A 26923-nucleotide genomic window follows, 5' to 3' on the forward strand; every position below is an offset into this window, starting at 1 on the left:
AGGAAACTATTTTGCGTTATAGGTTCAAATTGATTCAACAATAACACTTAAGCAAAAGAAAAATTCAGATGAAAGAAGTTACAAGAGAAGTATATGTGAAATGGTATGAGGATATGCTATTTTGGAGAAAGTTTGAGGATAAACTGGCAGCATTATACATTCAACAAAAAGTTAGAGGTTTTTTACATTTATACAACGGTCAAGAAGCAGTATTAGCAGGAGCGCTTCACGCTATGGATTTGACTAAAGACAAAATGATTACCGCTTATAGAAATCACGTACAACCAATAGGTATGGGTGTGGATCCTAAGCGTGTAATGGCAGAATTACTTGGTAAAGTGACGGGTACTTCAAAAGGAATGGGTGGATCTATGCACATTTTCTCAAAAGAACACCGTTTTTATGGAGGTCACGGTATTGTAGGAGGTCAAATTCCAGTAGGTGCTGGTTTAGCATTTGCAGATAAATATTTTAATACTGGCGGTGTGACTATGACCTATTTTGGGGATGGAGCAGCACGTCAAGGTTCTTTACACGAAGCTTTTAATATGGCTATGCTATGGAAATTACCTGTAGTTTTTATTGTTGAAAACAATGGATACGCTATGGGAACCTCTGTAGAAAGAACTGCAAATCATACGGATATCTGGAAACTAGGTTTGGGATATGAAATGCCATGCGGACCTGTAGACGGAATGAATCCAGTAAAAGTTGCTGAAGCAATGACAGAGGCAATTGATAGAGCACGTCGTGGCGATGGACCAACGTTTTTAGAAATGAAAACATACCGTTATAGAGGTCACTCTATGTCGGATGCTCAATTATACCGTTCTAAAGAAGAAGTTGAAGAATACAAAAAAATAGATCCAATTACACAAGTTTTAGATGTAATTAAAGATCAAAACTACGCTACAAGCGAAGAAATAGAAGCTATAGATCAAAGAGTGAAAGATTTGGTTGAAGAGTGTGCTACATTTGCCGAAGAGTCGGAATACCCACCAATTCAACAATTATATGAAGTAGTCTACGAACAAGAAAACTATCCTTTTATACCTCATAAACTATAAATCAATTATGGCAACAATTATTACAATGCCTCGTTTGAGCGATACGATGACGGAAGGAACGGTAGCGACTTGGCTTAAAAAAGTGGGTGATAAAGTAAGCGAAGGAGATATTCTTGCCGAAATTGAAACCGATAAAGCAACAATGGAATTTGAGTCTTTCAACGAAGGTACTCTTTTACATATTGGTATACCTGCTGGTGAAACAGCAGCAGTAGACTCATTATTAGCCATCATAGGAAAAGAAGGCGAAGATATTTCAGCATTACTTGCAGGAAAACCGGCAGAGGCAACTCCAGCTGCAGACGAAGCAAAACCTGCTTCAGAAGCGGCGGCTGTTCCAGAAACTACTAAAGAGTCATCTGCAGTAGCGGCTTCTTTACCAAAAGGAGTAGTGGTAATAACAATGCCTCGTTTAAGTGATACGATGACCGAAGGAACTGTTGCAACCTGGTTGAAAAAAGTAGGAGATGCAGTTGCCGAAGGTGATATTCTTGCTGAAATTGAAACCGATAAAGCAACAATGGAGTTTGAGTCTTTCAATGCGGGTACATTATTATACGTAGGTATTGAAGAAGGAAATACAGCTCCGGTTGATAGTCTTTTAGCAATTATTGGTCCCGCAGGAACCGATGTTGCAGGAATTGCTATAAATTATAAAGCAGGCGGAGCAACGACAGCTGCTCCTACTGCAGAAGTTAAAGAAGAAGTTGCAACAACAACAGCAACTACTGAGCCAGTTGCTCAAGAAGCTGCAACTGATGGACAACGTATTTTGGCTTCGCCATTAGCAAAGAAAATTGCAAGTGATAAGGGAATTCAGTTGAATCAAGTTAAGGGTTCGGGTGAAAATGGTAGAATCGTAAAAAGCGATATCGAAAACTTTACACCAGCTGTTGCTAAACCAACTGCTGATGCACCGTCTGCAAAAGCAGAAACTGTTGTTGCACCTGCTGCACCAAAGGTATTTGTTCCAGCTGGAGAAATATTTACAGAGGAAATCAAGAATTCTCAAATGCGCAAGATTATTGCAAAACGATTGGCTGAATCTTTATTTACTGCTCCGCATTATAACTTAGTAATCGAAGTAGCTATGGATGATGCAATGGCTTCAAGAGCAGTGATTAATTCAATACCTGATACAAAAGTATCTTTTAACGATATGGTAATTAAAGCTTGTGCAATGGCTTTAAAAAAGCATCCAAAAATTAATTCACAGTGGAAAGATGATGCCATTACGATCAATCACCATGTGAATATTGGAGTTGCTGTAGCTGTTGAAGATGGTCTAGTAGTTCCTGTATTGAAATTTACAGATGCTATGAGTTTGTCTCAAATAGGAGGTAGTGTACGAGATCTTGCCGGAAGAGCAAAAAACAAAAAGCTATTACCTACAGAAATGGAAGGAAGTACTTTTACTGTTTCTAATTTAGGAATGTTTGGTATTGTTGAATTCAATTCAATTATCAATCAGCCTAATTCTGCAATCCTATCTGTTGGAGCAATTGTTGAGAAACCAGTTGTTAAAAATGGACAAATTGTAGTAGGAAACACTATGATGTTATCTCTTGCTTGTGACCACCGTACTATCGATGGAGCAACTGGAGCACAGTTCTTGCAAACACTAAAACAATACATTGAAAATCCAGTGACTATGCTTGCATAACTGCGGATTCAATCTAATAACAAAACCCATCACTTTTTTTTAAGATGATGGGTTTTGTGTTTTTGGGCATGTCCCTGCTTAAACTAGCGTTGCAGCACGGTCAGGCTATACGCTATATCTTTTATTTCGCTACCGCTTCATAAAAGGATGTCGCTCCTATCCTTCATGCGCACGAGATTTTAATAGAGAAAATTGCGTAGCAGTCTAATTATTTTTGAAAATGAAATACAAACAAAGTAGTTTTCACGTTGCGGTATCACTTGTTTAAAAAATGTTTTTATTAAAGGACTTTCAATAGATAAACTATTAATTTTGTATAGACTTAATATACTACAAAATGATTGAAAAGGAATACATTGATCCCAGTGAAGGTTTTTCGCAAACAGTACTGGTAAAAACGGGTGATTTTACAACTCTTTATATTTCAGGGCAAATTGGCATTGGGGATACACTAGAAGCTCAAGTAATTGCTACTTTTCAAAACTTAGAACAGCAATTGCGAAAATGCAATGCTACATTTAAGGATGTGGTTAAAATGAATACCTATATCGTAAATTTTAATCCAGAAACCGATTTGCCGATTTTTAGAAAAATTAGAAACGAATTTTTAGGAAATGAGAATTATCCAGCAAGCACCCTTGTTGGTGTTTCGGTATTGGGTAATAAAGATTGGCTCATTGAAATTGAAGCGATCGCTGTTATGGAATAAATACAGCTTGAAATAAATCAGTTTAGAAGTAAATTTCGTTCTAGTTTTTATTTTTCTCAGCAATCCATTTTGACATGTACATGGTACTTTTCAAGGTGTGATGCTGTAGCAATGCACCCATAAAATTGTCTAAACGGTGTTGTTCTAGATTTTTCTGTATGTTTTGCATTTGCTCATTGAAATCAGTTTCAAATAATGTTCTTGCATAACGTTGCTTGATTATTTCAAATCCATTTTCTTGAGCGGTTAGCCATGTTTTTTTATTTTGATACAGCAATACTGCTTGGTTGGCAAAAAGTTCGGGATTGTCCTGGATAAAACCATTCCATGGTAAATCACCATGCATTGATTCGGCACCAATTGAAGTAGTTACGCTAGGTGTACCGCATTGCATGGCTTCGAGTAATTTTCCTTTTATTCCTGCGCCAAAACGCAAGGGGGCTAGAACAACTCGGGCCTGTTTTACTACTTCTTGTGCATCCTCTGCGCGACCTAGAATTAAGAATCCTTCTTTTGTGTTGTTCAGTTGCAGCACTTTTTGGGAAGGATAGGCACCATAAATTTTGCAAACGGCCTCAGGTACTTGTTTTTTAATCAAGGGCCAAATGGTTTGTTTTAGATACTGAACCGCATTCCAATTGGGTTCGTGTAAAAAATTACCAATAAAAGTAAAGTCACTTCTGTTCTCAAAGGATGGTGTTGTAGTTGCATTTAAAATTGCCTCAGGCTCAAGTAAAAGAGGCAGGTAGAGTAGTAGTGACTGGTCAATTTTGAATGTAGTGGTTAGTATTTCAATTTCATATTGAGAAATCATTAAGGAGATATCGCATCGCAAAATACTAGCAATTTCTCTTTTGGCAACTTCTTCAACAAATAAGTCTTCGGTTGTGTATACTCTGTTTTCTTTGAAAGCTTTTTGTCTGGCAAGACGCAAACAGTGTAGGTCCTCGGTATCTAATATTCGGATTGCAGTAGGGCAATTTTCGGCAACGCGCCAGCCAAATTGTTCTTCAATCATAAAGCGATCAAAGAGCACTACAGCTGGATTTAGTTCTTTAATAAACGCATCAAAACTAGACGAGTTGAGAAGGATTGTTTTCTTGTCAACGTGCAGCGCTTCAAGATCAACACTAAAAGCGCTGTCTTGTGCAGGAGAGGCAAAGGTGATTTTAAATCCTTGTTTTTGATACAGCGAAATTAATTGTATCATTCTTCCGCCTGCTGCTGAGGAGTTGGGTTCAGGCCAAACAAAACCAATAATTAAGAGTGATTGCACTTTTTTGAGAGATGAAAATTACGGTTGCAAAATACTAATTTAATGTGGTATTGTAGCTTTAGAGACTTGTAAATTCTGATGAAAATAAAGGCTTGTATTTCAGGTTAAACGCGCGTGAGGGATAGTAGCGTATAGCCCGCAATTGCGTTGTAGCGTAGCAAAAACGCAATGAGGACTTGAAGCGGATAGCCCGACAGCAAAAAAATGGCTGAGTGGAATGGTGCTAGGCCATTTTTTTTGGTGGCACGCCCTAATTATTTTTGTTTTATTAAAGGTTCAATCTGATCTTGATTGATGTGTCTATGCAATAAATCACTAATTTTGTACTACATTAAATGATATTGAAATGTTAGGACTAAAATTAGTTACGGACCCAAGATGGGTAAATATAGTGGAGTCAAATATTGAAGAAATATTGACAGACCACGCTTGGTGTGAACAAAAAGCGGCATCGAACGCAATAAGTTTGATTACTCAAAATTCAGAAAAAGAAGAACTGGTAACTGAATTGATGATTATTGCTAGGGAAGAATTAGAGCATTTGCAAATGGTGCACGACTTGATAAAAAAGAAAGGGTTGTCGCTAGGGCGCGAGCGCAAGGATCATTATGTGAATGAATTGTTTAAGTTCATGAAAAAAGATGGGAGTAGGAATGATGCTTTGTGTGAGCGTTTGTTGTTTTCGGCTATGATTGAAGCAAGAAGTTGTGAGCGTTTCAAAGTGCTTTCGGAAAACATTGCTGATGCGGAATTAGCTAAATTTTATAGAGATTTAATGATTAGTGAAGCGGGACATTACACGACTTTTTTAGGATTTGCCAAAAAATATGCAGATCATGTAGATGTGGATAAACGCTGGAAGGAATGGATTGAATTTGAAACTTCGATAATTGTGAACTACGGCACAAGTGAAACCATTCACGGCTAAACCGAAAGTTAATGTTCAGGTTCGTGCAAAAAAAAACTTCTCCATTTCTTGAGAAGTTTTGTGGGCTGGATGAATTTCTTCATGAATCATTTTATTCAAGATGAAAAGAAATAACCGTTTGCAGGGTAAACTCCTTTGCATAATCGGGTTAATTTTTACAACTGATAAAACGAGCAGGTTTCAAAAGATATTGTTTACCGTTCTATTTTAATTACGATCGAAACATTTTGATGTCCCAAAAGTATCAAAATGGAAGTATCTAAAAAATCATTTGCCTGCGTTATGTGAAATTATCGAAAAACAGGATTTTCATGAAATTAAAACATCTTTAGAGATTCGTGTCAATCAGCAAGACACGCAAACATTTGTGATGCAGACGTCTAGAAGCGAAATTTACAATCGTGATTATTTAATTGTTTTACTGGCTTCAATTCAAAATGTAATTGAGAAAAAAGAAAAATAAGCTTGGGTCAATTTAATGAAAGTGATTTCACACGAGCTGTTGAATTCGATAACTCCCATTCGGTCACTTTCTCAAAATTTACAAGACCTAGTGCAGCAGGAAACCATTTCGGCAGAAGATTTAGACGATATGAAAAGTAGTATCACCACGATTTTGAGACGAAGTGACCACTTGCAGCAATTTGTAGAAAGTTACCGAAAACTGGCCATGTTTCCATCTCCCAAAAAACAAATAATGGAACTATCAAAATGGATTGACAACAGTTGTCAAATCATGAATCCGTTGTTTAAAAAGGAGCACATAGACCCGAAAAGAAGGAGCCGTAATTGGCTTAACCTTATCTCAAAGCATTGTAGAGGCTCACGGAGGCTACTTGGCGTATAGAAATGATGAAGAAATAACAACTTTTGTGATCTGTTTGGTTGAAAATTGATCCTTAATTTAGATATGCAAATAAAACTTACAGTTTAAGTTAAGCGTAGTAATTTATCAAGTACAAAAGTTCACTTTGCTTCATAAATACATTTCTCTATAAAATAACTCAGTACTTCAAAAACTGTTAGATTATTTAATTTAGATTGAAATAGGTATTTATTTATTTCAATAGCTGGCACCTATACTATTTCTTGGAACAGACAATGGCGACTCAGAAAAAAAGCCTATTATTAGTCAGTCAAATCCATCATTCATTAATGGCATCACTCTTTTCTCCTTTTGTTTAGGCAAAGAAATTTAACACACTTATTTTGTAGAACAATTATTTGCTGTTAAGACACTGTAATTTAATTACTTGTGACTAGTGAAGGATGACAAAGGAAAGTTCGTGGCATGACACAGGAAGTTCCACGACATGTAATGTACGGTCTATCCATGAACAGATTACAATAGACGATTTTTTTTAAAAATTAACTCTCAAGTGAAGGGCATTGCGAGGGTACGCCAAAAAAAAATAAAAAGCAGGTATTTATACGTTAAACTATATGCTTGGCTTGTCATATTTTTGGTTAAACAATTACTAACAAAAACTAATACTAAAGAAACCATTACTCCCCATGAAAAAAACAATTACCAAATTAAGTGTCGTAGCCTTCTTAGGGCTCACCATTTTTATAGCTTGTAAAACCCAAGAAAAAACAGAAGCTTCAAGCTACTTGCCAATCAATGTTTTACCTTCTTGTGTAGTCACTCCTTCTGAGTTTAAGACTTGGTTTGTGGGTGGTAATCCTACTGAGAACGGAGCTGTAGAACCTGCTAACAGTGTGACTTTTGGTCATGCAGACAATTGTGATTTTTACCGATGGTCTGAGCAAATGTTTTTGTGGATTACTTCGCCAAGCTCAGGTATTTATGGACAAAGTAAGACCGTTTTTGAATCACCTGTTTTCTTTACCGTTTCACCAGAATTTGGTGCCAATGAAAGAAAATTAATTCCGCATAAACCTGGTGTATTATTGAATGCACTCCCTAGTTTAGAAAAAAGTATAGGTGTTGACAGTGAAGAAGGACAAGCCACAGGAGATGCTTTGATGTCAAAAGATGGTGCCCTTCTCTATTATATTACGATGGTAAATGATGTATATGCACAGTTTATAGCGGCTGTAAATGCAGGCAAAATGAAAGGCAAGCAATTTCCAACCACACAAGCAGAACTAAATACTATTATAGCTTATGCTAAAACCCAAAATATTGTTTTACCAGACGCCAAGGCATTAGCCATCGAACTTAAAACTTCGTGGGTTGATGCCAGTACTGTGAAAGATCTGAGTAAATATATTACTATAGATGCACTTGTTCCTACTTATATTAAAACATCAAAAAAGTGGACTATCATTCCTAATAAAACTCAAAAAATAAAATTAGCCCTGTTGGGTGTGCACATTGTGGGAAGTACGGCTGGACATCCAGAGATGGTGTGGTCAACTTTTGAACATAAAAACAATGCCCCTAATTTAAGTTACACTTATTTAGATACCGCAATGAAGCAACAGAAGATTGCGGCAGATACTAAAGGCCTTTGGGTTTTGAATTCGGCACCAGCAGATACGACCAACATTAATATTTCTCACATGAAGTTTAAAAACGATACTATTTCTGCGAAGTGGAAGCTCAAAAACACTTCACCTCCTCCACCAAATAATACCATTAGCCCTAGTAATACTACTAGAACCAAGCCTTGGGGTGTGACGAATAAAGGAGTTCCAAACCCTGAGAATGCTACTGCAGCGGCTTCCAATAGTCAGATCATATCGATTAACAATTCGGTGCTATCCCAATTGGTTGGTAATGACATACGAAAAAATTATCTTTTTATAGGATCCACTTGGACGGATGGTGGCGCAGCACCTAATGGTCAAAGTTATTCAGCTACCAATACCACAAGCGGTGTGGCGATAGGTACAAGTCAGTTGGCAAATAGCACAATGGAAACCTATGATCAAAGTACGGCCTATAACCCAAATGGTTCTTGTTTTAGTTGTCATCATGATTATAAGTCGCCTACACCTACTTTAGACCCTAATTTTTTAAGTCACGTGTATGCTGATATTAGAAGAGGAGATTCTATCTCAGGAAAAAAGGTTAAGTTAATTCAGTAATAGATTGAAAAGAGTTTAAAAGTGTAAGGTTTCCATAGATCAATAGATTATGGACAGCCTTACACTTTTGGCTTATTCAAACCGGATGGGTAGAATTAAAAAACACATTTTAAATTGATTGTATCCATTACAATCAGAGCCAGGAGAGTGACAGTAGGTCGAAATAATGGGCTTGAAATCATAACTACACCCAACGGGCTACTTAACTTTTAAAACACATTAATTTCTAAAGAAAATATTAATTTTAAGAAATAACCAAGACACTGTCTTACAGCACCATAATTTATGAAGGGTATAAGATTAAATTTTATTAATCATTCAAATGATATGAATAATAGTAGCATTGTTATTTTTGCTAAAAATAGTGCTACAGATTTTGAAGAGCTGGCTATTGCTTGGAAAGTAATCGAAAATTGCGGTGTAGGAGATCATCATCCGTTGACTTACGATCTAAATGTGTATGTTTCGGCTGGGGATTCTTATGGGAATTATACCCCTGAATTATTAGCCCAGCACGGTCAGCAATTTGAGATGATTAAGAACACTTCTGGGGATATTTTACAATTGAGCGGAAAATCCGCTGTGAGCCCTACTGAAATAGAAATTGCTAATAATTTACCTACGGGTTCTATTAGCGGGAATGTATATCGTAGTGGTAGCTTATATGCTTCAACTCATAATATAGCGCCAAGTCAAAAAGCAGTGTTTTCATTTAAACCTACTATTTGGATTGGTGTTGTTTCTCAAATAACCGAAGGTGAAGTAATAAATTCAGCCATTATGTCGCAAATAAATACTGAGATTAGTTTGTTGGGGATCTCTAGTGCCGATATTGTGATGACTGGCGGCGGTCCTGGTTCTTCTTCTACCCCATTTACATTTAGCTTGCAAAATGTTCAAATGGCTTAAGGCTTAACTTTTTCAAAATATAGTCTAAGATATAATGAGATAATAATTGTTTAGTTTAAATTAAAAATTTGTTTAGACGGCTTCCAGTGGGTAGGAAGCCGTTTTTTTTGTTCCATACTTTAGTTTACTTTATGGTTGCGAGTTTGATGCTAAGGAATGTTCATTTGGGTTTAAAGGATGTGTGTGACTGATAAAAAAGGGTGTTTTCCCCCTAGTTATATTTATGAATAATTTTTACGTTTACATCTGAAAAACAGGTATTTATACTCATGTATCGCTTTTTAATAAAGATTAGATTTGGTAAATTTATTTGGTATTTATTACAATTTTGAACAACTCTAAAAACTAAAAACATGAAAAAACTATTACTCGCATTGTTACTCTTATTAGGGGTAAGTATTTATTCTCAAACTAATCCCGAGGATAAACAAACAACAAAGGAAGAATTGGAGAAAGAACTAAAGACTGAATTAAATAAAATTCCACAAGACTCAAAAAAAGTCGAAGGACTAATAAAGAAAATAGCAGTAATAAATAAAAAGAGCAATGTTCTAACTGTTATTTATGATTTTGAAACACAAGCTTATACTTCAAATCAATTAAAACCCAAACACAAACAACCAATTGTATTCAAAATAGATAACATCAATAAAATTGCAAACAAAGTAGAAATCACTTCAAATGATGTGAAAATAAACGATGATTTTTTAAATGGTGATGAAAAAAAAGTAGCTTCATTAATTGCAGAAGACAAGCCAAAAGAAGAAATTAAAGCAACTGCATTGAATGTTAATCTAGAGGTTTCAGATGAGGTTAAAAGAGGAAATAATGAAAAAAATATAAAGGAAAAATTTAATCCTGCAAGTGGCATAAAAGAAAAAAGTGATTACATTGTACAACTAAGTGGAGAAATTACAGCACTTGAAAATAAAATTCAATTAAATTCAAATCTTTTAGATCAAAAACAAAAAATATTAAATGACTATCAAATAAAGAAAGACGACGAACAGAAAAAAGGAGAACTTGCTGATAATCAAATAACCGCTAACTATTCCAGCACTATTATAACTATTGGAAATGAAATACTCACATTAAAAAATAACATTCTCGAAGAACAATCTACCCTTGTAAATATAAAAAATGAAAAGATAGATAAAAAAAATGAGCTGATAAAGCTTAGTGATGATTTAGGGAAATTTACAATTAAAACTAATTCTTTACTTTCTAAATATAATTATTTATACATACAAATTAAAGATATTAATAAAATAAATTCTGCTTATAATAACTTTATCGATTATATTATAAATCCCTCTTTAAACTTTAATCAGTACAATAATGATTCAGAAGGAATCTGCTCTATTTTAAAAACTGATAAGAGGAATGGATATTATTCTGTTGTCTCAATATTTGATGAAGCTTATGCTGATTTCATTCAAGAATACAACTTCTTTCATAATGATGAATTGTTTTATACAATAAATAAATTAGATGAAAGTTATGCAAAATTAGTAAAGACACAAATTGAGACATTAAAAAGAGATGTTGAAGCGCTTTATCTATTGGTAGATGTTACTGGATTGAGAAAAAAACTAAACAATGTAGAAATTATCAATAATGTTTTATCTAAAAAAAAAGCCTTTACTGTGGTATCAAATCCGGTACAACCGCTCGAAGATTACATAGAGTTTAAAGTAAAAATAAAGCAAAACAATGAACTAGGAAGCTCTATTATAAAAGAAAATGATAAAGATTTTACTTATATGGAATATGTAAGACAAGGCGTAAGATGGGATGTAAGTGTCGGTCCCGTATTTGATTTTGGTATTAAAAATCAAGAATACGAAATAAAAAAGGTTAAAGATGCTACATTTCAAATAGTTGAAAATAACACCTCTAAATATAAGCCAACAATTGCAGCAATGCTTCACACAAGTTTTAGAAGTAATAGTATGTTTGCCTTTGGGTTTTCGCTAGGCGTATCTATTAATGTGGTTGATTTAAATTTTAATTCTTTTTTTCCTGGTGTCAGTGCATTAATTGGCAAAAGAGAAAAAATAGTATTTACCGTTGGTCCAGCTTTTAAAAGAGTAAATCAAATTAAAAGTATTTATAAAAATGATGCAGATAGAATACTCGCTGCAGAAATTCAAATAAAGGATATAACCACTGAGCAATTTAGAATTGGCTATTTTTTTGGGATTACTTACAATTTAACTAGTAAGCAAGTAAGTAAGATCAAAAAAATATAGCTGTAAAATTTTTCACAAAAAAAACCGTAAAACTAATCCTTTTACGGTTTTTATATTTATAAAAGAGTAGAAATAGTAGGGGGATAAAATGTTAAGATTTGTTGAAAACCCAAATTAATAGCAAAGGATGAATAACCAAAATCCTAACGAAACTCATTTCGAACCTAAAGAAGCAATTCCTGTAGGCTATAACGAAAAAGTGCCTTTTGAGTTTTTTTGATTTTCTAGTCATTGACGAATGTCATAGAAGTATTTATAACCTTTGGAAACAAGTCTTGGATTATTATGATGTGTTTCAAATTGGTTTAACCGCAACGCCTGATAACAGAATGTTTGGTTATTTCAATCAGAATTAGGTGAAGAAAATAAGTTTTTCAAAAATAAACACCTACCGAGGTGAAGAAGACCCAAAAAGTGTCTTGCAACAATTTTGTAACGATTATTACCCGAGTGTTGCCGTTACCGTAGATATGGTTGCCACAGGCACCTTATATTCGGCCTCTAGAAGTATTGTGTTTTATGCGTGATGTAAAAAGCCTTTAGAAGTTAGTTTAGAGAGGTAAGGAAAATTGATTTCTTCTTATTCAGGATTGCCTAATCCCCAACTTTTGAACTTGATCCAATTGTATTAAGATATTTTACTAAAAAGCTGTTGATTTTTGTGCAAAAAAAAACTTCTCAATTTCTTGAGAAGTTTTGTGGGCGATGAGGGGTTCGAACCCCCGACCCCCTCGGTGTAAACGAGGTGCTCTGAACCAGCTGAGCTAATCGCCCTATTGCAATTCGATAATTTTCATTTCCTTATTGCGAGTGCAAATATAAGACTGTTTTTTGGATATGCAACTAAAAAATAAAAAAAATTACAAAATTTCTGCAACTACAAAGGTGCTGCCGCCAACGTAAATGAAGTCGGTCTCTATTGCATTTTGCAATGCTATTTGATAAGCTTCTGAAACAGAATTGTATACTTCGCCTTGAAGTACAAATGACGCAGCTTTTTGTTGTAAGATTGAAGCGTCTAGTCCACGAGGAATATTGGGCTTGCAAAAATAATATTTTGCATTTTTTGGAAACAAAGGCAAGATTTCTTCTAAATCTTTATCATTGACTACACCTAAAATAAGGTGTAGCGTGTCAAATTTCTCTTTTTGTATTTGCTTTAATACGATTTCAAGCCCGTTTTTATTATGAGCTGTATCGCAAATTACTTTTGGAGCCGTACGTATTTGCTGCCACCTGCCGTGAAGTCCAGTATTTTTTACTACAAGTAACAAACCAGCTTGCGTATTTTGAGGGGTAATTTTAAATTCAGTTTGCTTATTCAAAACCTGTATAGTTTGTATTACTGTCTTTTTATTGTACATTTGATAATCGCCAATCAAGTCTGAAGCATAGTTTTCTGAAATTAAATCAGAGGCAAAATAAATCTCCGAATTGCCTTCTTTGGCTTTAGTTATAAAAACGGGTTTTGTTTCAGAGGTGTATTCTCCAATAATCACGGGAACATTTGGTTTTATAATTCCTGCTTTCTCAAAAGCAATTGCATCAAGTGTATTTCCTAAAAACTGGGTGTGATCCAGTCCTATATTGGTCACAACCGAAACTAATGGGGTGATAATATTAGTAGCATCTAGTCTTCCGCCCATTCCTACTTCAATAATAGCAATGTCAACTTTTGAAGTGGCAAAATAGTCAAATGCTAACCCTACTGTCATTTCGAAAAAACTCATGTCATTTGCTTCAAAAAAAAGCTGATGCTCAGTTATGAAATCTTCAACAAATTTTTCAGATATTTCGATTCCGTTTATTTTAATACGTTCTCTAAAATCTTTTAAATGTGGAGACGTGTACAAACCTACTTTATATCCCGCTTCTTGTAAAACCGATGCTAGCATGTGTGATGTTGATCCTTTGCCATTGGTTCCTGCCACATGAATGCATTTTAAATGCTTCTCTGGATGATTAAGGTGTGCGGCAAGTTTATGGGCGTTAGTTAAATCTTTCTTGTAAGCTTGTGCTCCTTGAAGTTGGTACATTGGGAGTTGATTAAACATCCAGTTTATAGTGTCTTGATAATTCATTTTGATGGTAAATAGGAATTGTTTAAAATATTTTTCAATTTTTTTAGTTTAATATTACATCGAAAAGTATCTTTATTGCAAAATTGAAATAAATTTTAGAATTAATGATTAAAATACAATAATATTATATGTTTAGTTTTATACAATTACAGGCGGACACCCTTACTAATGCTGCATCAAATGTAGTTATTGAAAAAATTGCTCCTAATACTGAGGTTTCTACTTTAGGATTTTTATTAAAAGGAGGAATATGGCTAATTCCTATTGGGATTTTATTGTTTTATACCTTTTATCTCATTGTAGAACGCTATTTATATATCAGTAAAGCTTCAAAAATAGATTCATTACTCCTGCGTGATGTAAGGGATCAGCTGAATTCTGGAAACTTGGACTTAGCAAGATCTATTGCAGAACGAAGCAGCACTGGGTCTGGAAATATAATTAAAGAAGGTATTCTTGTTATTGGTAGGCCAATTAGTGAAATCGAATCGAATATGGATCGTGCAGCCGATATTGAAATTGGCGAAATGGAAAAGCACTTAGGCCATTTAGGGCTTATTGCAGGTATAGCGCCTACATTAGGTTTTATTGGGACAATTTCTGGAGTTATTAAAATATTTTATAGCATATCTGTTACTGAGAATATTAGTATCGGAAACATTTCTGGTGGATTGTACGAAAAAATGATTAGTAGTGGAGCGGGTTTAATAGTAGGAATTGTTGCCTACAGTGGATATCACTTGTTGAACGGAAAAATTGATAATTTTGCATTAAAAATCCAAAAACAAGTTCTTGAGTTTGTAAATATTATTCAAAGATCATAACATGTCTATAAAAAGAAAAAGAAGATTCCATGCTGAGGTCGCGACTTCTTCGTTAAGCGACATCATGTTTTTTTTATTGCTGTTTTTCTTGATTATTTCAACACTTGCTAATCCAAATGTAATCAAGATGACCTTGCCAAAGGCACAATCAAATGAAAAAACAAACAAGCAATACATCAGTTTATCCGTCACTGAGGACAAAAAATTTTACATTGACAAACAGCCTGTTTCATTCGAAGAACTCGAGACTACACTAATGTCGAAAATGGGTTCGGCAAAAGATCAAACCGTTATTGTTAGGATTCCATTTAACTTACAAGTACAAGATTTAGTCGATGTCTTGCAAATAGGAGTGAGAAACAATCTAAAATTTGTGATTGCTACCAGTCCTAAATAAATAATAGGTCACGTTTTTAAAAGTTTTTATTTTTGGGCGTGACCACAATAAATAAAAGGGGCTAATCAACTTTATAGTTATTAGCCCCTTTTTTTATTCTGGTCGGGCTATTCGCAGTACTTCGGTACTTGCTGCTATCCCTCACGCGGCCCAACGTGTATTTGAAGCCTATTTTTTAATGGAATGTTGGTGTAGGCTAAGCAATTAATTCAAATTAAAATTATAAACAATCTTTCCTACTTGTTTCTCAGGTGCATCACTGCTTGCGTCCCACTTGGTGTTCATAGCAGCAATTCTAGCTTGATCTAGCAAGCATTTTGCCGTATTTGTAGTTCCTTTTACGCCTGCAATGGCGCTCATTGTTCTACCGTTGCGGTCAACCGCTACCTCTACTACTACTTTGCCTTGTTCGTTGCACGTATATTTAGGAGCAGGCTTAGCAATCGCTTTTCTGTTTCTTAGGGAATAGCCAACGCCACCACCAGAACCATTTCCGGATCCGCCTCCACTTCCAGATCCATAGCCACTGCCAGTTCCTATACCAGTTCCAGTTCCGTTTCCTCCGCCTGTTCCACCGCCAGAACCTCCGGATCCATAATATTCTCCAGAGTTTAAGCTTCCGTTTGCTTTTCCTTTGTTTCCGGCTGTTTTGTCATCACCATCGCCTCCTTTGTTTGAACCTTTAAGGATACTAGATAATGCATCATTTGTAGTATTCGAAACTTTTGGTTTTACAACTACGGGTTTTGTTTCTTCTTTGACAACTACTGTAGGTTTCTTTGTTTTCTCTTTTATAGGAATAACAACACTTTCATCAGTACTGTTCTCTTGTGATAATATAGCTTCGTCAGGTGCAGTATTTACTGGAGTTTGCTTAGATTGGTTGGTTACCTCTAGTACTTCACTTTGATAATCAGCTCCAGACCCAAGATCACTATCTCCAAAATTGACTGTAACTCCACCACCGCCGCCACCGCCGGCAAGTTCATCTGCATTTGCAGGAGGCCAAAATCGGATAAAAAATAAAATCAACAACATTGTCGCATACAAAAGAGTAGTGATGATTAAAGATTTCTTTTGATTAGATGAAATGGTGGAACTCATTTTTGTTTTGTTTGTAAAAGTGTATGATTAAAAACGTTGAAAAGTACTAAAAATTGTTAAGAGTAAAAAGCGAGTGCTCAAATATAAATTGGAGCTTTTTAAAAGTAAAATGGGAATCAGTAGCTTTTATGACTACTAATTCCCATTTTAATAAGTATAATATGATTGCTTGTATTAAGTAAGCTGTTTTAGTGCAATTTCAAATGCAGTTGCGCTAATGTTAGTTTTGCTAGGATTAAGTTCATACGCTTTCTCGATAGCTTTTTTAATGATTTCAGAAGTATCTAAAAAGATAGCTTCGTCTGTCATTTGAACTTTCTTTTCCATGAAATAGGCAAATACGCGTGCCATACCACAATTAGAAATAAAGTCAGGAATTAAACTTACTTTATGATCTACATCTTCCATAATTGGACCAAAAAATATTTCTTTGTCAGCAAAAGGAACATTTGCGCCACATGAAATTACTTCAAGACCGTGAGAAATTAAACTATCAATTTGAGATTGAGTCACCAATCTTGATGCGGCACATGGAGTGAATATCTCAGCACCAATTGTCCAAATCTTTTGGTTGATTTCCTCAAAAGGGATCATGTTTTCGGCAACCAGTTTATTTCCGTCTTTAGCTAAAAACAAAGCTCTTATTTCTTCAAAAGAGAATCCTTCCTCATTGATCAATCCGCCATCTCTGTCAATAATACCAATTACTTTGGCACCCATTTCGGCCAAGTAAAAAGCTGCTGCAGAACCCACGTTACCAAAACCTTGAACAATAGCTTTTTTTCCTTTTACATCACCGCCATAAATGGCATAAAAGTTACGAACGGCTTCGGCTACACCGTAACCAGTAATCATATCAGCAACAGTATATTTTTTAGAAACATCTGGAGAGAATTTTGGGTTCTCAATTACTTTTACAACACCTTGACGCAACTGACCTATTCTGTTAATTTTATCAGCTTCAGTAGGTTTGAAATGACCGTTGAACACGCCTTCTTGCGGGTGCCAAACGCCACATTCCTCAGTCATAGGAATAACTTCGTGAATTTCATCTACATTCAAATCGCCACCTGTACCGTAATAACTTTTCAATAAAGGAGAAACGGCTTTGTACCAGCGTTGCAATACTCCTTTTTTTCTTGGGTCATTTGGGTCAAAATTTATTCCAGATTTTGCTCCACCAATAGCGGGTCCAGAAACCGAAAATTTAACTTCCATTGTTTTGGCAAGTGATAAAACCTCGTTCATGTCAAGGCCTTTTCTCATTCTTGTACCACCACCGGCAGCACCTCCGCGAAGAGAATTGATTACAGTCCAGCCTTCGGCTTCGGTTTCAGGATCTTTCCAGTTAAAAACAATTTCAGGCTCTTTATTTTCGAATTTCTTTAATAAATCTTTCATTTGTTGTGATATGTTTATATCTGCAAATATAAAAAAAGCAATTTTGCTAATTGTTTATTCTGCGAAAAAAAGAATAAAGATTTTTTTTAGTTATTCTTTTCCTAATAAATCTTCTTTCAGCGTTTTGTCAACCGGATTTTCAGATAACCAAATTCCGTAGAATGCTTTTTTGAATTCTAGTCCTTTAATTTTACCTCTGTAAATTTTATTCTTTGTAATCCATAATGATTCATCTTGTGGATTAAAAGTAAGTTCAAAAACATCACCAGATTTAGTCTCTTCGGTGCTTAATAAGTCTTCAAGTTCTTGAAGCTCTTTGGCAAATTTTAGAACTCCTGATTCTCCTACAGATTTTTCCATCCCTTTTGCAAGCGCTTTAGATAGTTTTTTTGAAGTGATCAATCCAGACGTGATGTGAAGTGCAACAGCCATTTCATTACCGCTTTCAAGAATCTGTTTAGCATCTTGATTAAACTTTGTCAAGTATAAAGCTTGAATGTATAAGTCAGTAAAAAATTTAGAGCGTTGTCCTACTCCATTAAGGGTAAGATTTACTCCTTTAAATTCAATTGTTCTAGGAATATTAACTCCGTTAACTGTAAAGTTTTTTTGTGCATTTACGGTATTAAATTGTAGTGCACTCATTAAGGCGAATACTATCAGTACTTTTTTCATAATGTGGTATTTAATTAAAAAAAATGGATTTAAAACAGTCTGCAAATATAGCTCAAAAAAAGGATTGTAATGGTATTGAGAATAATGTCCTTTTAAAATTATGATTTCTAGCCTGATTTGTCTTAAAATTAATGAAAAATATTTATTTATTCATAAATTTTTCCTGAACTATGATTCATTTTGGCTCCTGTCACACTTTTTAATACATTGATTTTGTTTTCTAATCGCAATATTCCAAGTATTCCAAAGATCAGTGCCTCTTTGAATTCGATAATATTAGGTGAAGGAATTATAATTGTAGCCAGTGGCAATTCATTTTGTATTGTTTCAATTAAAAAATTATGGTAAGCTCCGCCTCCGGTAATAAATAGTGTTCCAGTTTTGTTTGGCAACGCATTTGCTATTTGTATAGCAATATGATTTGTAAAGGTGTTAAGCTTATCTTCAATTGATAAGTCATATTGGTCTATCAATGGAATAATTATTTCTTTAACAAATTCAAAGCCCAGTGATTTAGGGTGTTTTTTTTGGTAATAGTCTAATGCGTTTAATTTTTGTAATAAGGTAGCATGGCATTCACCTTTTTTTGCAATAGCACCTTTGTCGTCATAAGCCAATCCTAGCGTATTAGAATAGTGATTTAACACCGTGTTTACAGGACAAATATCAAAAGCTATCCGTTCTTGATTTACTTCAAATGATAGGTTTGAAAACCCACCTAAATTCATGCAATAGTCATATTCACTAAATAAAATCCGATCTCCTATAGGTACAAGTGGTGCGCCTTGGCCCCCTAGTGCTACATCTTGAACTCTGTAATCACAAACTACTTTTTGTTTTACGATAGATGCTATATGTGGTAAATTTCCAATTTGTAAAGTGATACCCTTCTCTGGCTGATGTAAAATAGTATGCCCGTGGGAACAAACGGCATCAATAGACTTGAGCTTGTTTTTTAAAATGAAGTTCAAGATAACCTCACCTAGTAATTGTGTATAGGCTTCATTTAATTCAGCTAATTTTTCAGAAGAGAATGAAACGGCACTTTTTAATTTGTTTAACCAATCTGGTGAATATGAAACAGTTTCAGTTTCTAAGATTTCAAATTCCCATGTATTGTTTTTTGCAGTAAAAACAATGTTTGCCAAATCAATGCCATCTAGCGACGTGCCTGACATTACACCTATAATATTGTATTTTTCTTTAAACATTGGCTAAAATTGCGAAATCGTTTGAAATCTGATATTTAATAATTACTTTTGGGGGCAAATTTAAGAACAATTAATTTACAACAAAAATATGGATTTTAATCTAACCGAAGAGCATTTAATGATTCAGCAAGCTGCTAAAGATTTTGCTGCCGCTGAATTATTACCAGGAGTGATTGAGCGTGATGAACATTCAAAATTCCCTACTGAGCAAGTGAAGATGATGGCCGAATTGGGTTTCATGGGAATGATGGTAGATCCTAAGTATGGTGGATCAGGTTTAGATAGTATTTCATATGTATTGGCAATGACCGAAATAGCAAAAGTAGATGCGTCTGCGGCTGTTATTATGTCTGTTAACAACTCATTAGTTTGCGCTGGTATGGAAAAATATTGTTCAGAAGAACAAAAAATGAAATACTTAGTGCCACTTGCTAAAGGAGAAGTTATTGGTGCGTTTTGTTTGTCTGAGCCAGAAGCAGGAAGTGATGCAACTTCTCAAAAAACAACTGCAATTGATAAAGGCGACCATTATTTATTAAATGGTACTAAAAACTGGATTACAAATGGAAGTACAGCATCTACCTATTTAGTGATTGCGCAAACTGACGTTGAAAAAGGACATAAAGGTATTAATGCTTTTATTGTTGAAAAAGGTTGGGCTGGTTTTGATATTGGACCAAAAGAAAAGAAAATGGGAATTCGTGGTAGTGATACCCACTCTTTAATGTTTACAGATGTTAAGGTTCCTAAAGAAAATAGAATTGGTGAGGATGGTTTTGGGTTTGCTTTTGCCATGAATGTATTAAACGGAGGTAGAATTGGTATAGCATCTCAAGCATTAGGAATTGCTACAGGAGCTTATGAAATAGCTTTGAAATATTCAAAAGAAAGAAAAGCTTTTGGTAAAGAGATTTTTAATCATCAAGCGATTGCCTTTAAATTAGCTGACATGTACGTAAAAGTGACTGCTGCTAAATTATTAGTAATGAAAGCTGCTTGTGAAAAAGATGAAGGTAAAGATATTGCACACTCTGGTGCAATGGCAAAATTATATGCTTCAGAAATCGCTCTTGAAGTTGCTAATGAAGCAGTTCAAATTCATGGAGGAAATGGTTACGTGGCTGAATATCATGTAGAACGTATGATGCGTGACTCTAAAATCACGCAGATATATGAAGGAACTTCAGAGATTCAACGTATCGTGATTTCAAGAGGATTGGTTTCCTAAAAGTTATACAGATCTAGTTTAAACCCTTTTCAATTTCGATTGAAAAGGGTTTTTTTATGGTCTTAATTAGTATTTTAAGATTTTTTTAGATTTTTATTGTTTAAAAATGATTTCGGGACTCTTTTTAATTTGATACTAATTGCTTTTCTTTGTTGAGTTGTGATTTTGGATTTCTTTTTTTTTAACCATTGCAACACCCAACTAAAACATTTTTATGCTAATACCTTCTATACATAATAGTTTAAACGAACTGATAGATTTGCTAGGTCAATTGTCACAAAAAGAATATTCAAATTCTTGTGCAGAATTAAGCAATGCTACTATTGGAGAGCATACGAGACATATTATTGAAATGTTTCAATGTCTTGAAAATCAATATGATTTAGGAGTTGTGAACTATGATAAAAGAGAGCGTAACACCCTTATTCAAACGGATACTACATTTGCTATAGAAAATATTAGGGGTATTCAGAAAAATTTGGATAAGGAAAACAAAAACATAACATTACTGCAAATTATTGACGGCGAAGAAATCCGAATTGAAAGCAACTACAATAGAGAATTATTATATAATTTAGAACATTGCATTCACCACCAGGCACTTATAAAAGTTGCAATATTACAATGTGAAACCGTTACGATTGATCCAAATTTTGGTGTTGCAAGATCAACCATAGAATATAGAAATCAATGTGCACAGTAAGTTTTGTAGCAACAAATGATAGTATTATCATTACTTCGAACCGGGACGAAAAAACAATAAGGCCTAGCGCCATTCCTCCAAAAAGTTATACCGTAAATGGACAAAATCTTATTTTTCCAAAGGATCCAAAAGCAGGAGGAACTTGGTTTGTGACCAAAGATGATGGAACTGTTTTGGTATTGCTAAATGGTGCCGCAGAAAAACATGAAGTCCAATTACCATATCGAAAAAGTCGTGGCTTGATTGTTTTAGAAATGATTAGTAGTGCGTCGCCAAAAGATTTTTGGATTGAAATTGATTTAGAGTCGATAGAGCCATTTACGTTGGTGTTATTTCAAAATCAGGAGCTTTTTCAATTGCGTTGGGATGGGAATAATAAGCAAACGCTAACTTTAGATAGCAATAAAAATCACATTTGGTCTTCATCTACTTTGTATCCAGCTTTGGTGAGGGAACAACGAGCTGATTGGTTTTATACCTTTATGAGCGAAACCGATGTTGTTTCAAAAGAAAAACTATATGATTTTCATAGGCATACGCAGGAAGGAAATGAGGAAAACGGTTTAGTAATCAATCGAAACAACGAGATGAAAACCTTAAGTATTACTCAGGCTGTAGTACATCAAAATAAAGTTAGTATCTTACATTATGATTTGGTAGAGCAACTCGATTTTTCAACCTCATTTATCACCGTCTAAATACTACATTTTGAAATTATTTTTTCATAAAATTACCCATTGGGAATATTGGCCTTTTCAGATTGTATATATTCCCATTTATTTTTTGTGGTCTTACTATTCGATCAAGGCAAAATCTATTTTTTTCTTTAATGCTTCTAATCCCACTATAAAAAATGGTGGGTTTATGATGGAGTCTAAGAAAGAAATTTACGACTTGATACCGCAACAGTATTATCCCAAAACAGAATTAGTTTTGGAAGGAACCCCAGTAGAAAATGTTATAAAAATAGTTGAAAGCGCAGCAATAAAATATCCGTTTATTGCAAAACCAGATGTTGGACTACGAGGATCTGGAGTCAAAAAAATTAACACGGTTCAGGATTTAAAAGAATATGCTGAAAAAGCAAATTTCAATTACTTGGTTCAAGATTTAATACCTTTTTCAAATGAGGTTGGTATTTTTTATGTGCGCTATCCTAATGAAAAATTAGGTAGAATTACCGGAATAGTATCTAAAGAATTCTTGATTATTACTGGAGATGGTTTTTCAACCGTTCAAGAGTTAATCAAGCAGAATCCACGCTATGAACTTCAATTGAATGTCTTGAAAAAAGAGTACGGTAAAAAATTATTCGAAATTTTACCAAAAGGCGAGAAGTTAAATTTAGTTCCCTACGGCAATCATGCTCGCGGTGCAAAATTTATAGATGGTAGTCATTGGATAACTCCAAAATTGAACCAAACGATTAATGAAATGTGCTTGCAAATTCCCGGTTTTTATTTTGGTAGACTGGATGTCATGTACAATACCATCGAAGAATTAGAACTAGGAATTAATTTTGCAGTTGTAGAGTTAAACGGAGCTGGGAGTGAGCCAACTCATATTTATGACCCGAAACATTCACTATTTTTTGCTTGGAAAGAATTAGCTCGTCACATTACGTATATGTATGAAATAAGTGTGGCAAATCATAAAAATGGCGTTCCTTATTTAGAACATAAAGAGGGAATGAAGGAATATAGAATGCACCTACAGCAAAGTAAAAAAATTGTAAATTTCTGATTCCATGAGAGCCATAAAAAATATTTTTGTTGGTTTTTTGGTCAGCTTTATTGGTTCAATTCCACTGGGTTATTTAAATGTTATAGGATATGAAATTTTTTCAAAATTAGGACTTTATAATCTATTCCAATTTTTGTCAGGTGTTATTTGTATTGAAATGTTTGTTGTTTATTTTACATTGGTCTTTGCTACACCATTAGTAAATAATAAAAAGTTAATGAAAACTATTGATGTTTTTGCTGTTTTTTTTCTTTTGATTTTATCGTATTCGTTTTACGCTTCTACAAATAACAGTGTGGGGAATCAAAGTGTTCTTAAAAAGTACATGTCCTATTCTCCATTTTTGATTGGCGTACTCTTAAATTGTATTAATTTTTTGCAATTGCCGTTCTGGACAGGTTGGAATTTGTATTTGCTTAACGGCAAGTTTATCTCATTGGGAAGAAAGTATAAATTTTTTTATGTAGGCGGAACAATTATTGGTACTTTTATAGGAATGTTAAGTTTGATTTTGTTGTTAGATTCTGTTTCAAGTCAAAGTTTTCGTTTTTCTCAGTACATCATTCCTGTGTGTATACCTTTGTTTTTTGTAATCATGTCAGTTGTACAAATGGTAAAAGTATATCGTAAATATTATAAAAAAAGGAGTTTGTAATTTTCATGGATTGCTAAACATTGCCTTAGTAGTTTATTAAAAAAAAATATTAATTAATTTATTATCAATTAGAATTATGAAGAAAATTGTATGGACACTATCGTTTATGATAGGATGTATTAGCAGTATGATTGCGCAAAGCGATGAGTTGGTTGCGCAAACTCCCCTTAAATATGAGTATCAAGTTAAAGAAAGTGATGTGTCTAGTACGCTAAAGACTTTATCATCAAATGATCTTGAAGGTCGTGAAACGGGTCAGCCAGGTATGGTTAAGGCAGCTGATTTTTTAGAGAAAATTTTGAAAGACAATAATGTACAGCCTTATTTTAAAACCTATAAAGATACTTTGACCACGTTCAAAGGAACAGCGTTTAATGTTGTGGGTTTTGTTGAAGGAAATGACCCCGTATTAAAGAAAGAATTTATTATAATAAGTGCTCACTATGACCACATAGGTATTGATAAAAAAGGAGAAAATGGAGATTTTATAAACAACGGTGCAAATGATGATGCCTCCGGCTGTACTGCTGTTGCTGAAATGGCTAAGTATTTCAGTTTTCATAAAAATAATCAACGTAGTATTTTATTCGTGTTTTTTGCTGGGGAGGAAAAAGGGTTGTTAGGATCTAAACATTTGGCTAAAAAACTAAAAGCACAAAATTTCAACTTGTACACTCAATTTAATATTGAAATGATTGGCGTTCCTATGAAAAGAGATTATTTGGCCTACATTACTGGTTTTGATAAGTCTAACATGGCGGCTAAAATAAATGAATATACTGGAAAAAAAACCATTGGTTTTTTACCAAAAGAAGCTGAATACGAATTGTTTTATAGATCTGATAATTTTTCTTTTTATGATGTTTTTAAAGTGCCATGTCAATCTGTAAGTACATTTGATTTCGAAAATTTTGAATTCTATCACCATGTTTCCGATGATTTCAAAGCAATGGATGTTCTTCACATGACCTCGTTTATTCAAGAATTATTACCTGCTGTGACACAAATGGCAAATACGGCAACTCACGAAATTATCATGCTCAAATAAAGTTAAGAAAGAGCTTGATTCATATCATACGCAAGAATGTAATAGTCATTATTGTTGAATTGAAATTCGCTAATGATTGACCAATTCAGTTTTTGCGTATGTGCTTTTGTAGAAGGAATATTGATTTTGTTTATAAAAGTTAAGGCTAATGGATACTTTTGCGACATGTGTACGCGCATGTGTTCAAATAGTGGAAATATTAGTCCTTTTCCGCGGTAATCTTGATGAATTGAAATTGGTCCATATTGAAAACTATTGGATAGTGTAAAAGTATGATCTAAAAATTGTAATTCAGGAAGGAGTGAACTCATGTATTCAAAAATGGGCCATTGTTTGAAAAAATCCCAACTTCCGGCAAAAATATACCCAATAATTTCGCCACGGTCTTTAGCAATAAATAGTTCTTGTTTTTCTATAACTTCATTTAATTGTGAGATTGTAAAAGGAGTAGTGACAAATCCAGCAGCTTTTTCAGTTTCAGTTAAGTTTGCAACGAGGTATAATTCTTGTAAGGCCAGCACTCCGTCAATGTCACTTATTTGGGCTATTTCATAGGATAGATTCTGTGTCATATTTTGAGAATTTAAAGGTTCATGTTTTGATTTAAAACTACACGTAATAATACGAATTTTAATTTTTATTGAGATAACAATCTCCAAGTAAAGCAGTATTTTTTTTGCTGTTTTTGTTTATTTTTGTCCTATGAAAAATATCATTATTACGGGAACTAGCAGAGGAATTGGATTTGAATTGGCCTTGCAGTTTGCAACAGCAGGTAATCAAGTATTAGCAATTTCTAGAAACATTCCGCAAGCATTACTAGCAAACCAAAATATTACGTGTCTCTCAGTTGATTTGTCTGTTGAGTCTGAATTAAATAAAGTCAAAGAATTTCTTGACCAATCTTGGAAACAAGTAGATGCTGTGATTCATAACGCAGGGAGTTTATTGTTGAAACCTTTTGTTGAAACCACTCAAGAAGATTTTGAAAATATTTACAAAGTCAATGTTTTTGCAGTTGCTAATTTAACTCGCATTTGTTTGCCGTACTTGCATAAAGGGAGTCATGTTGTAACCATAAGTTCTATGGGAGGCATTCAAGGAAGCTTAAAATTTGCTGGCTTAGCCGCATATAGTTCGAGTAAAGGAGCGGTAATCACCTTGTCTGAATTATTAGCTGAGGAGTATAAAGAACAAGGAATATCTTTTAATGTTCTTGCACTGGGTTCTGTTCAAACTGAAATGCTTGAAGAAGCTTTTCCAGGATATCAAGCGCCTATTCAAGCAAATGAAATGGCAAATTATATTTTTGATTTTACTTTAAATGGCAATAAGTATTTTAACGGTAAAGTACTGCAAGTTTCTTCTACAAATCCATAATTCTGAATTATTTTGATAGAAACGCTTGCTAAATTTCTGCCTAACCACGCTGTAAAACCTGCATTTGAATTGATTGTGACACATGGTGTTCATCTAAAAATTGTGAATGAACGCGCAACACGTCATGGTGATTATAGGAAAGGGTTAAGTGGTAAACATGAAATAACAGTTAATGGGAGTTTAAATAAATATAGGTTCCTTATGACTCTTATTCATGAAATTGCTCATCTTGTAGCTTTTGAGAAATATGGTCGAAATATTAAACCGCATGGTCAAGAATGGAAACATACTTTTCAGCAATTGATGGTGCCTTATATTCGGCCTGAAATTTATCCCAATCATTTATTACCTTTGCTAGCAAGGCATTTTAGAAATCCAAGTGCTACAAGTGATACCGATACTACTTTGGCATTAGCCTTGAAACAGTACGACAATCAAAACGATAAAAATTATGTTTTTGAAATTCCATACGGAAGTGTTTTTCGAATCAAAAACGGAAAAATATTCAAGAAAATAGCTGTAAGAACGAAGCGTTTTGAATGTCTCGAAATAAGTTCTGGGAAACTCTACCTTTTTAATCCAAATGCTGAGGTTGAACTGCTACAATCATAA

The 26923-nt window shown here is 34.2% G+C and carries 28 protein-coding genes and 1 tRNA gene; 21 read left to right on the plus strand and 8 right to left on the minus strand.

The window, feature by feature from the left end; genetic code table 11:
• Positions 1-68 precede the first annotated feature (68 nt).
• The 3 genes from pdhA (at position 69) to K5V07_RS02780 (ending at position 3439) form a co-directional block, all read left to right on the plus strand.
• Positions 69-1067 carry a pyruvate dehydrogenase (acetyl-transferring) E1 component subunit alpha gene (pdhA, locus tag K5V07_RS02770; protein ID WP_221916301.1) on the plus strand — a complete coding sequence of 333 codons (999 nt, stop codon included), beginning with the start codon at positions 69-71 and terminating at the stop codon, positions 1065-1067.
• 7 nt (positions 1068-1074) lie between these two features.
• The gene (locus K5V07_RS02775) at positions 1075-2730 is read left to right on the plus strand and encodes a pyruvate dehydrogenase complex dihydrolipoamide acetyltransferase (protein ID WP_221916302.1); all 1656 of its coding nucleotides are present in this window, start codon (positions 1075-1077) and stop codon (positions 2728-2730) included.
• 337 nt (positions 2731-3067) lie between these two features.
• Positions 3068-3439 (plus strand): RidA family protein, encoded by a 372-nt coding sequence (locus K5V07_RS02780; RefSeq protein ID WP_221916303.1) that lies wholly within the window; start codon positions 3068-3070, stop codon positions 3437-3439.
• Positions 3440-3479: 40 nt separating this feature from the next.
• Here the strand turns inward: K5V07_RS02780 and K5V07_RS02785 are convergent, their stop codons facing one another.
• A complete protein-coding gene (locus K5V07_RS02785) occupies positions 3480-4715 on the minus strand; it encodes a glycosyltransferase (RefSeq protein ID WP_255577532.1) in 1236 nt (411 codons plus the stop codon).
• Positions 4716-5061: 346 nt separating this feature from the next.
• Here K5V07_RS02785 and K5V07_RS02790 point away from each other — a divergent pair, with 346 nt between their 5' ends.
• The 8 genes from K5V07_RS02790 to K5V07_RS14965 all read left to right on the plus strand — a co-directional run bounded on the left by K5V07_RS02790 (position 5062) and on the right by K5V07_RS14965 (position 12388).
• Positions 5062-5643, plus strand: a complete 582-nt coding sequence (locus K5V07_RS02790; protein WP_221916304.1) for a tRNA-(ms[2]io[6]A)-hydroxylase — start codon at positions 5062-5064, stop codon at positions 5641-5643.
• Between the two features lie 271 nt (positions 5644-5914).
• Positions 5915-6106, plus strand: a complete 192-nt coding sequence (locus K5V07_RS02795; protein ID WP_221916306.1) for a hypothetical protein — start codon at positions 5915-5917, stop codon at positions 6104-6106.
• A gap of 15 nt (positions 6107-6121) precedes the next feature.
• Positions 6122-6490: a hypothetical protein gene (locus K5V07_RS02800; protein WP_221916308.1), complete on the plus strand. Its 369-nt coding sequence runs from the start codon at positions 6122-6124 to the stop codon at positions 6488-6490.
• 668 nt (positions 6491-7158) lie between these two features.
• Positions 7159-8700 (plus strand): hypothetical protein, encoded by a 1542-nt coding sequence (locus tag K5V07_RS02805; protein ID WP_221916309.1) that lies wholly within the window; start codon positions 7159-7161, stop codon positions 8698-8700.
• Between the two features lie 327 nt (positions 8701-9027).
• Positions 9028-9609 carry a hypothetical protein gene (locus tag K5V07_RS02810; RefSeq protein WP_255577536.1) on the plus strand — a complete coding sequence of 194 codons (582 nt, stop codon included), beginning with the start codon at positions 9028-9030 and terminating at the stop codon, positions 9607-9609.
• 353 nt (positions 9610-9962) lie between these two features.
• A complete protein-coding gene (locus tag K5V07_RS02815) occupies positions 9963-11861 on the plus strand; it encodes a hypothetical protein (RefSeq protein ID WP_221916312.1) in 1899 nt (632 codons plus the stop codon).
• Positions 11862-12067: 206 nt separating this feature from the next.
• On the plus strand, positions 12068-12217 hold the full coding sequence (locus tag K5V07_RS14960) for a DEAD/DEAH box helicase family protein (RefSeq protein WP_255577537.1): 150 nt from the start codon (positions 12068-12070) through the stop codon (positions 12215-12217).
• Positions 12218-12388 carry a hypothetical protein gene (locus tag K5V07_RS14965; RefSeq protein ID WP_255577538.1) on the plus strand — a complete coding sequence of 57 codons (171 nt, stop codon included), beginning with the start codon at positions 12218-12220 and terminating at the stop codon, positions 12386-12388. It abuts the gene before it with no gap.
• A 172-nt stretch (positions 12389-12560) separates the two neighbouring features.
• Here the strand turns inward: K5V07_RS14965 and K5V07_RS02825 are convergent.
• A tRNA-Val gene (locus K5V07_RS02825) sits at positions 12561-12635 on the minus strand.
• A gap of 86 nt (positions 12636-12721) precedes the next feature.
• On the minus strand, positions 12722-13942 hold the full coding sequence (locus K5V07_RS02830) for a folylpolyglutamate synthase/dihydrofolate synthase family protein (protein WP_221916313.1): 1221 nt from the start codon (positions 13940-13942) through the stop codon (positions 12722-12724).
• Between the two features lie 128 nt (positions 13943-14070).
• Here K5V07_RS02830 and K5V07_RS02835 point away from each other — a divergent pair, with 128 nt between their 5' ends.
• Entirely contained in the window at positions 14071-14766 is a 696-nt protein-coding gene (locus K5V07_RS02835) for a MotA/TolQ/ExbB proton channel family protein (RefSeq protein ID WP_221916314.1), read from the plus strand.
• A gap of 1 nt (position 14767) precedes the next feature.
• Positions 14768-15163, plus strand: a complete 396-nt coding sequence (locus tag K5V07_RS02840) for a biopolymer transporter ExbD (protein ID WP_086453455.1) — start codon at positions 14768-14770, stop codon at positions 15161-15163.
• Between the two features lie 204 nt (positions 15164-15367).
• On the opposite strand, the gene K5V07_RS02845 is transcribed toward K5V07_RS02840, so the two are convergent.
• From K5V07_RS02845 to K5V07_RS02860, 4 genes are all read right to left on the minus strand, one after another.
• On the minus strand, positions 15368-16267 hold the full coding sequence (locus K5V07_RS02845) for an energy transducer TonB (protein WP_221916315.1): 900 nt from the start codon (positions 16265-16267) through the stop codon (positions 15368-15370).
• Positions 16268-16441: 174 nt separating this feature from the next.
• Positions 16442-17668, minus strand: coding sequence for a Glu/Leu/Phe/Val dehydrogenase dimerization domain-containing protein (locus K5V07_RS02850; protein ID WP_221916316.1), 1227 nt, complete (start codon positions 17666-17668; stop codon positions 16442-16444).
• Between the two features lie 90 nt (positions 17669-17758).
• Positions 17759-18343 (minus strand): chalcone isomerase family protein, encoded by a 585-nt coding sequence (locus tag K5V07_RS02855; RefSeq protein ID WP_221916317.1) that lies wholly within the window; start codon positions 18341-18343, stop codon positions 17759-17761.
• A gap of 146 nt (positions 18344-18489) precedes the next feature.
• The gene (locus K5V07_RS02860; protein WP_221916318.1) at positions 18490-19554 is read right to left on the minus strand and encodes an anhydro-N-acetylmuramic acid kinase; all 1065 of its coding nucleotides are present in this window, start codon (positions 19552-19554) and stop codon (positions 18490-18492) included.
• Positions 19555-19642: 88 nt separating this feature from the next.
• Here K5V07_RS02860 and K5V07_RS02865 point away from each other — a divergent pair, with 88 nt between their 5' ends.
• The 6 genes from K5V07_RS02865 (at position 19643) to K5V07_RS02890 (ending at position 24931) form a co-directional block, all read left to right on the plus strand.
• Complete coding sequence (locus K5V07_RS02865; protein WP_221916319.1) at positions 19643-20782, plus strand: acyl-CoA dehydrogenase family protein; 1140 nt, start codon at positions 19643-19645, stop codon at positions 20780-20782.
• Positions 20783-20996: 214 nt separating this feature from the next.
• Positions 20997-21485 carry a DinB family protein gene (locus K5V07_RS02870; protein ID WP_221916320.1) on the plus strand — a complete coding sequence of 163 codons (489 nt, stop codon included), beginning with the start codon at positions 20997-20999 and terminating at the stop codon, positions 21483-21485.
• Complete coding sequence (locus tag K5V07_RS02875; protein ID WP_221916321.1) at positions 21473-22183, plus strand: NRDE family protein; 711 nt, start codon at positions 21473-21475, stop codon at positions 22181-22183. The genes K5V07_RS02870 and K5V07_RS02875 overlap by 13 nt, the downstream gene beginning before the upstream one ends.
• 10 nt (positions 22184-22193) lie before the next feature.
• Entirely contained in the window at positions 22194-23228 is a 1035-nt protein-coding gene (locus K5V07_RS02880) for a D-alanine--D-alanine ligase (protein ID WP_221916322.1), read from the plus strand.
• 4 nt (positions 23229-23232) lie between these two features.
• The gene (locus K5V07_RS02885) at positions 23233-23883 is read left to right on the plus strand and encodes a hypothetical protein (RefSeq protein WP_221916323.1); all 651 of its coding nucleotides are present in this window, start codon (positions 23233-23235) and stop codon (positions 23881-23883) included.
• A 76-nt stretch (positions 23884-23959) separates the two neighbouring features.
• The gene (locus K5V07_RS02890; protein ID WP_221916324.1) at positions 23960-24931 is read left to right on the plus strand and encodes a M28 family peptidase; all 972 of its coding nucleotides are present in this window, start codon (positions 23960-23962) and stop codon (positions 24929-24931) included.
• 2 nt (positions 24932-24933) lie between these two features.
• Here K5V07_RS02890 and K5V07_RS02895 read toward each other — a convergent pair whose 3' ends face one another.
• Positions 24934-25503 (minus strand): GNAT family acetyltransferase, encoded by a 570-nt coding sequence (locus tag K5V07_RS02895; protein ID WP_221916325.1) that lies wholly within the window; start codon positions 25501-25503, stop codon positions 24934-24936.
• Between the two features lie 130 nt (positions 25504-25633).
• On the opposite strand from K5V07_RS02895, the gene K5V07_RS02900 reads away from it, so the two are divergent.
• Together K5V07_RS02900 and K5V07_RS02905 are read left to right on the plus strand one after the other, a co-directional pair.
• Positions 25634-26311, plus strand: coding sequence for an SDR family oxidoreductase (locus K5V07_RS02900; RefSeq protein WP_221916326.1), 678 nt, complete (start codon positions 25634-25636; stop codon positions 26309-26311).
• A gap of 12 nt (positions 26312-26323) precedes the next feature.
• Positions 26324-26923, plus strand: coding sequence for a SprT-like domain-containing protein (locus K5V07_RS02905; RefSeq protein ID WP_221916328.1), 600 nt, complete (start codon positions 26324-26326; stop codon positions 26921-26923).

The organism is Flavobacterium sp. CHNK8, from assembly GCF_019774515.1.
Lineage (GTDB): Bacteria > Bacteroidota > Bacteroidia > Flavobacteriales > Flavobacteriaceae > Flavobacterium > Flavobacterium tiangeerense.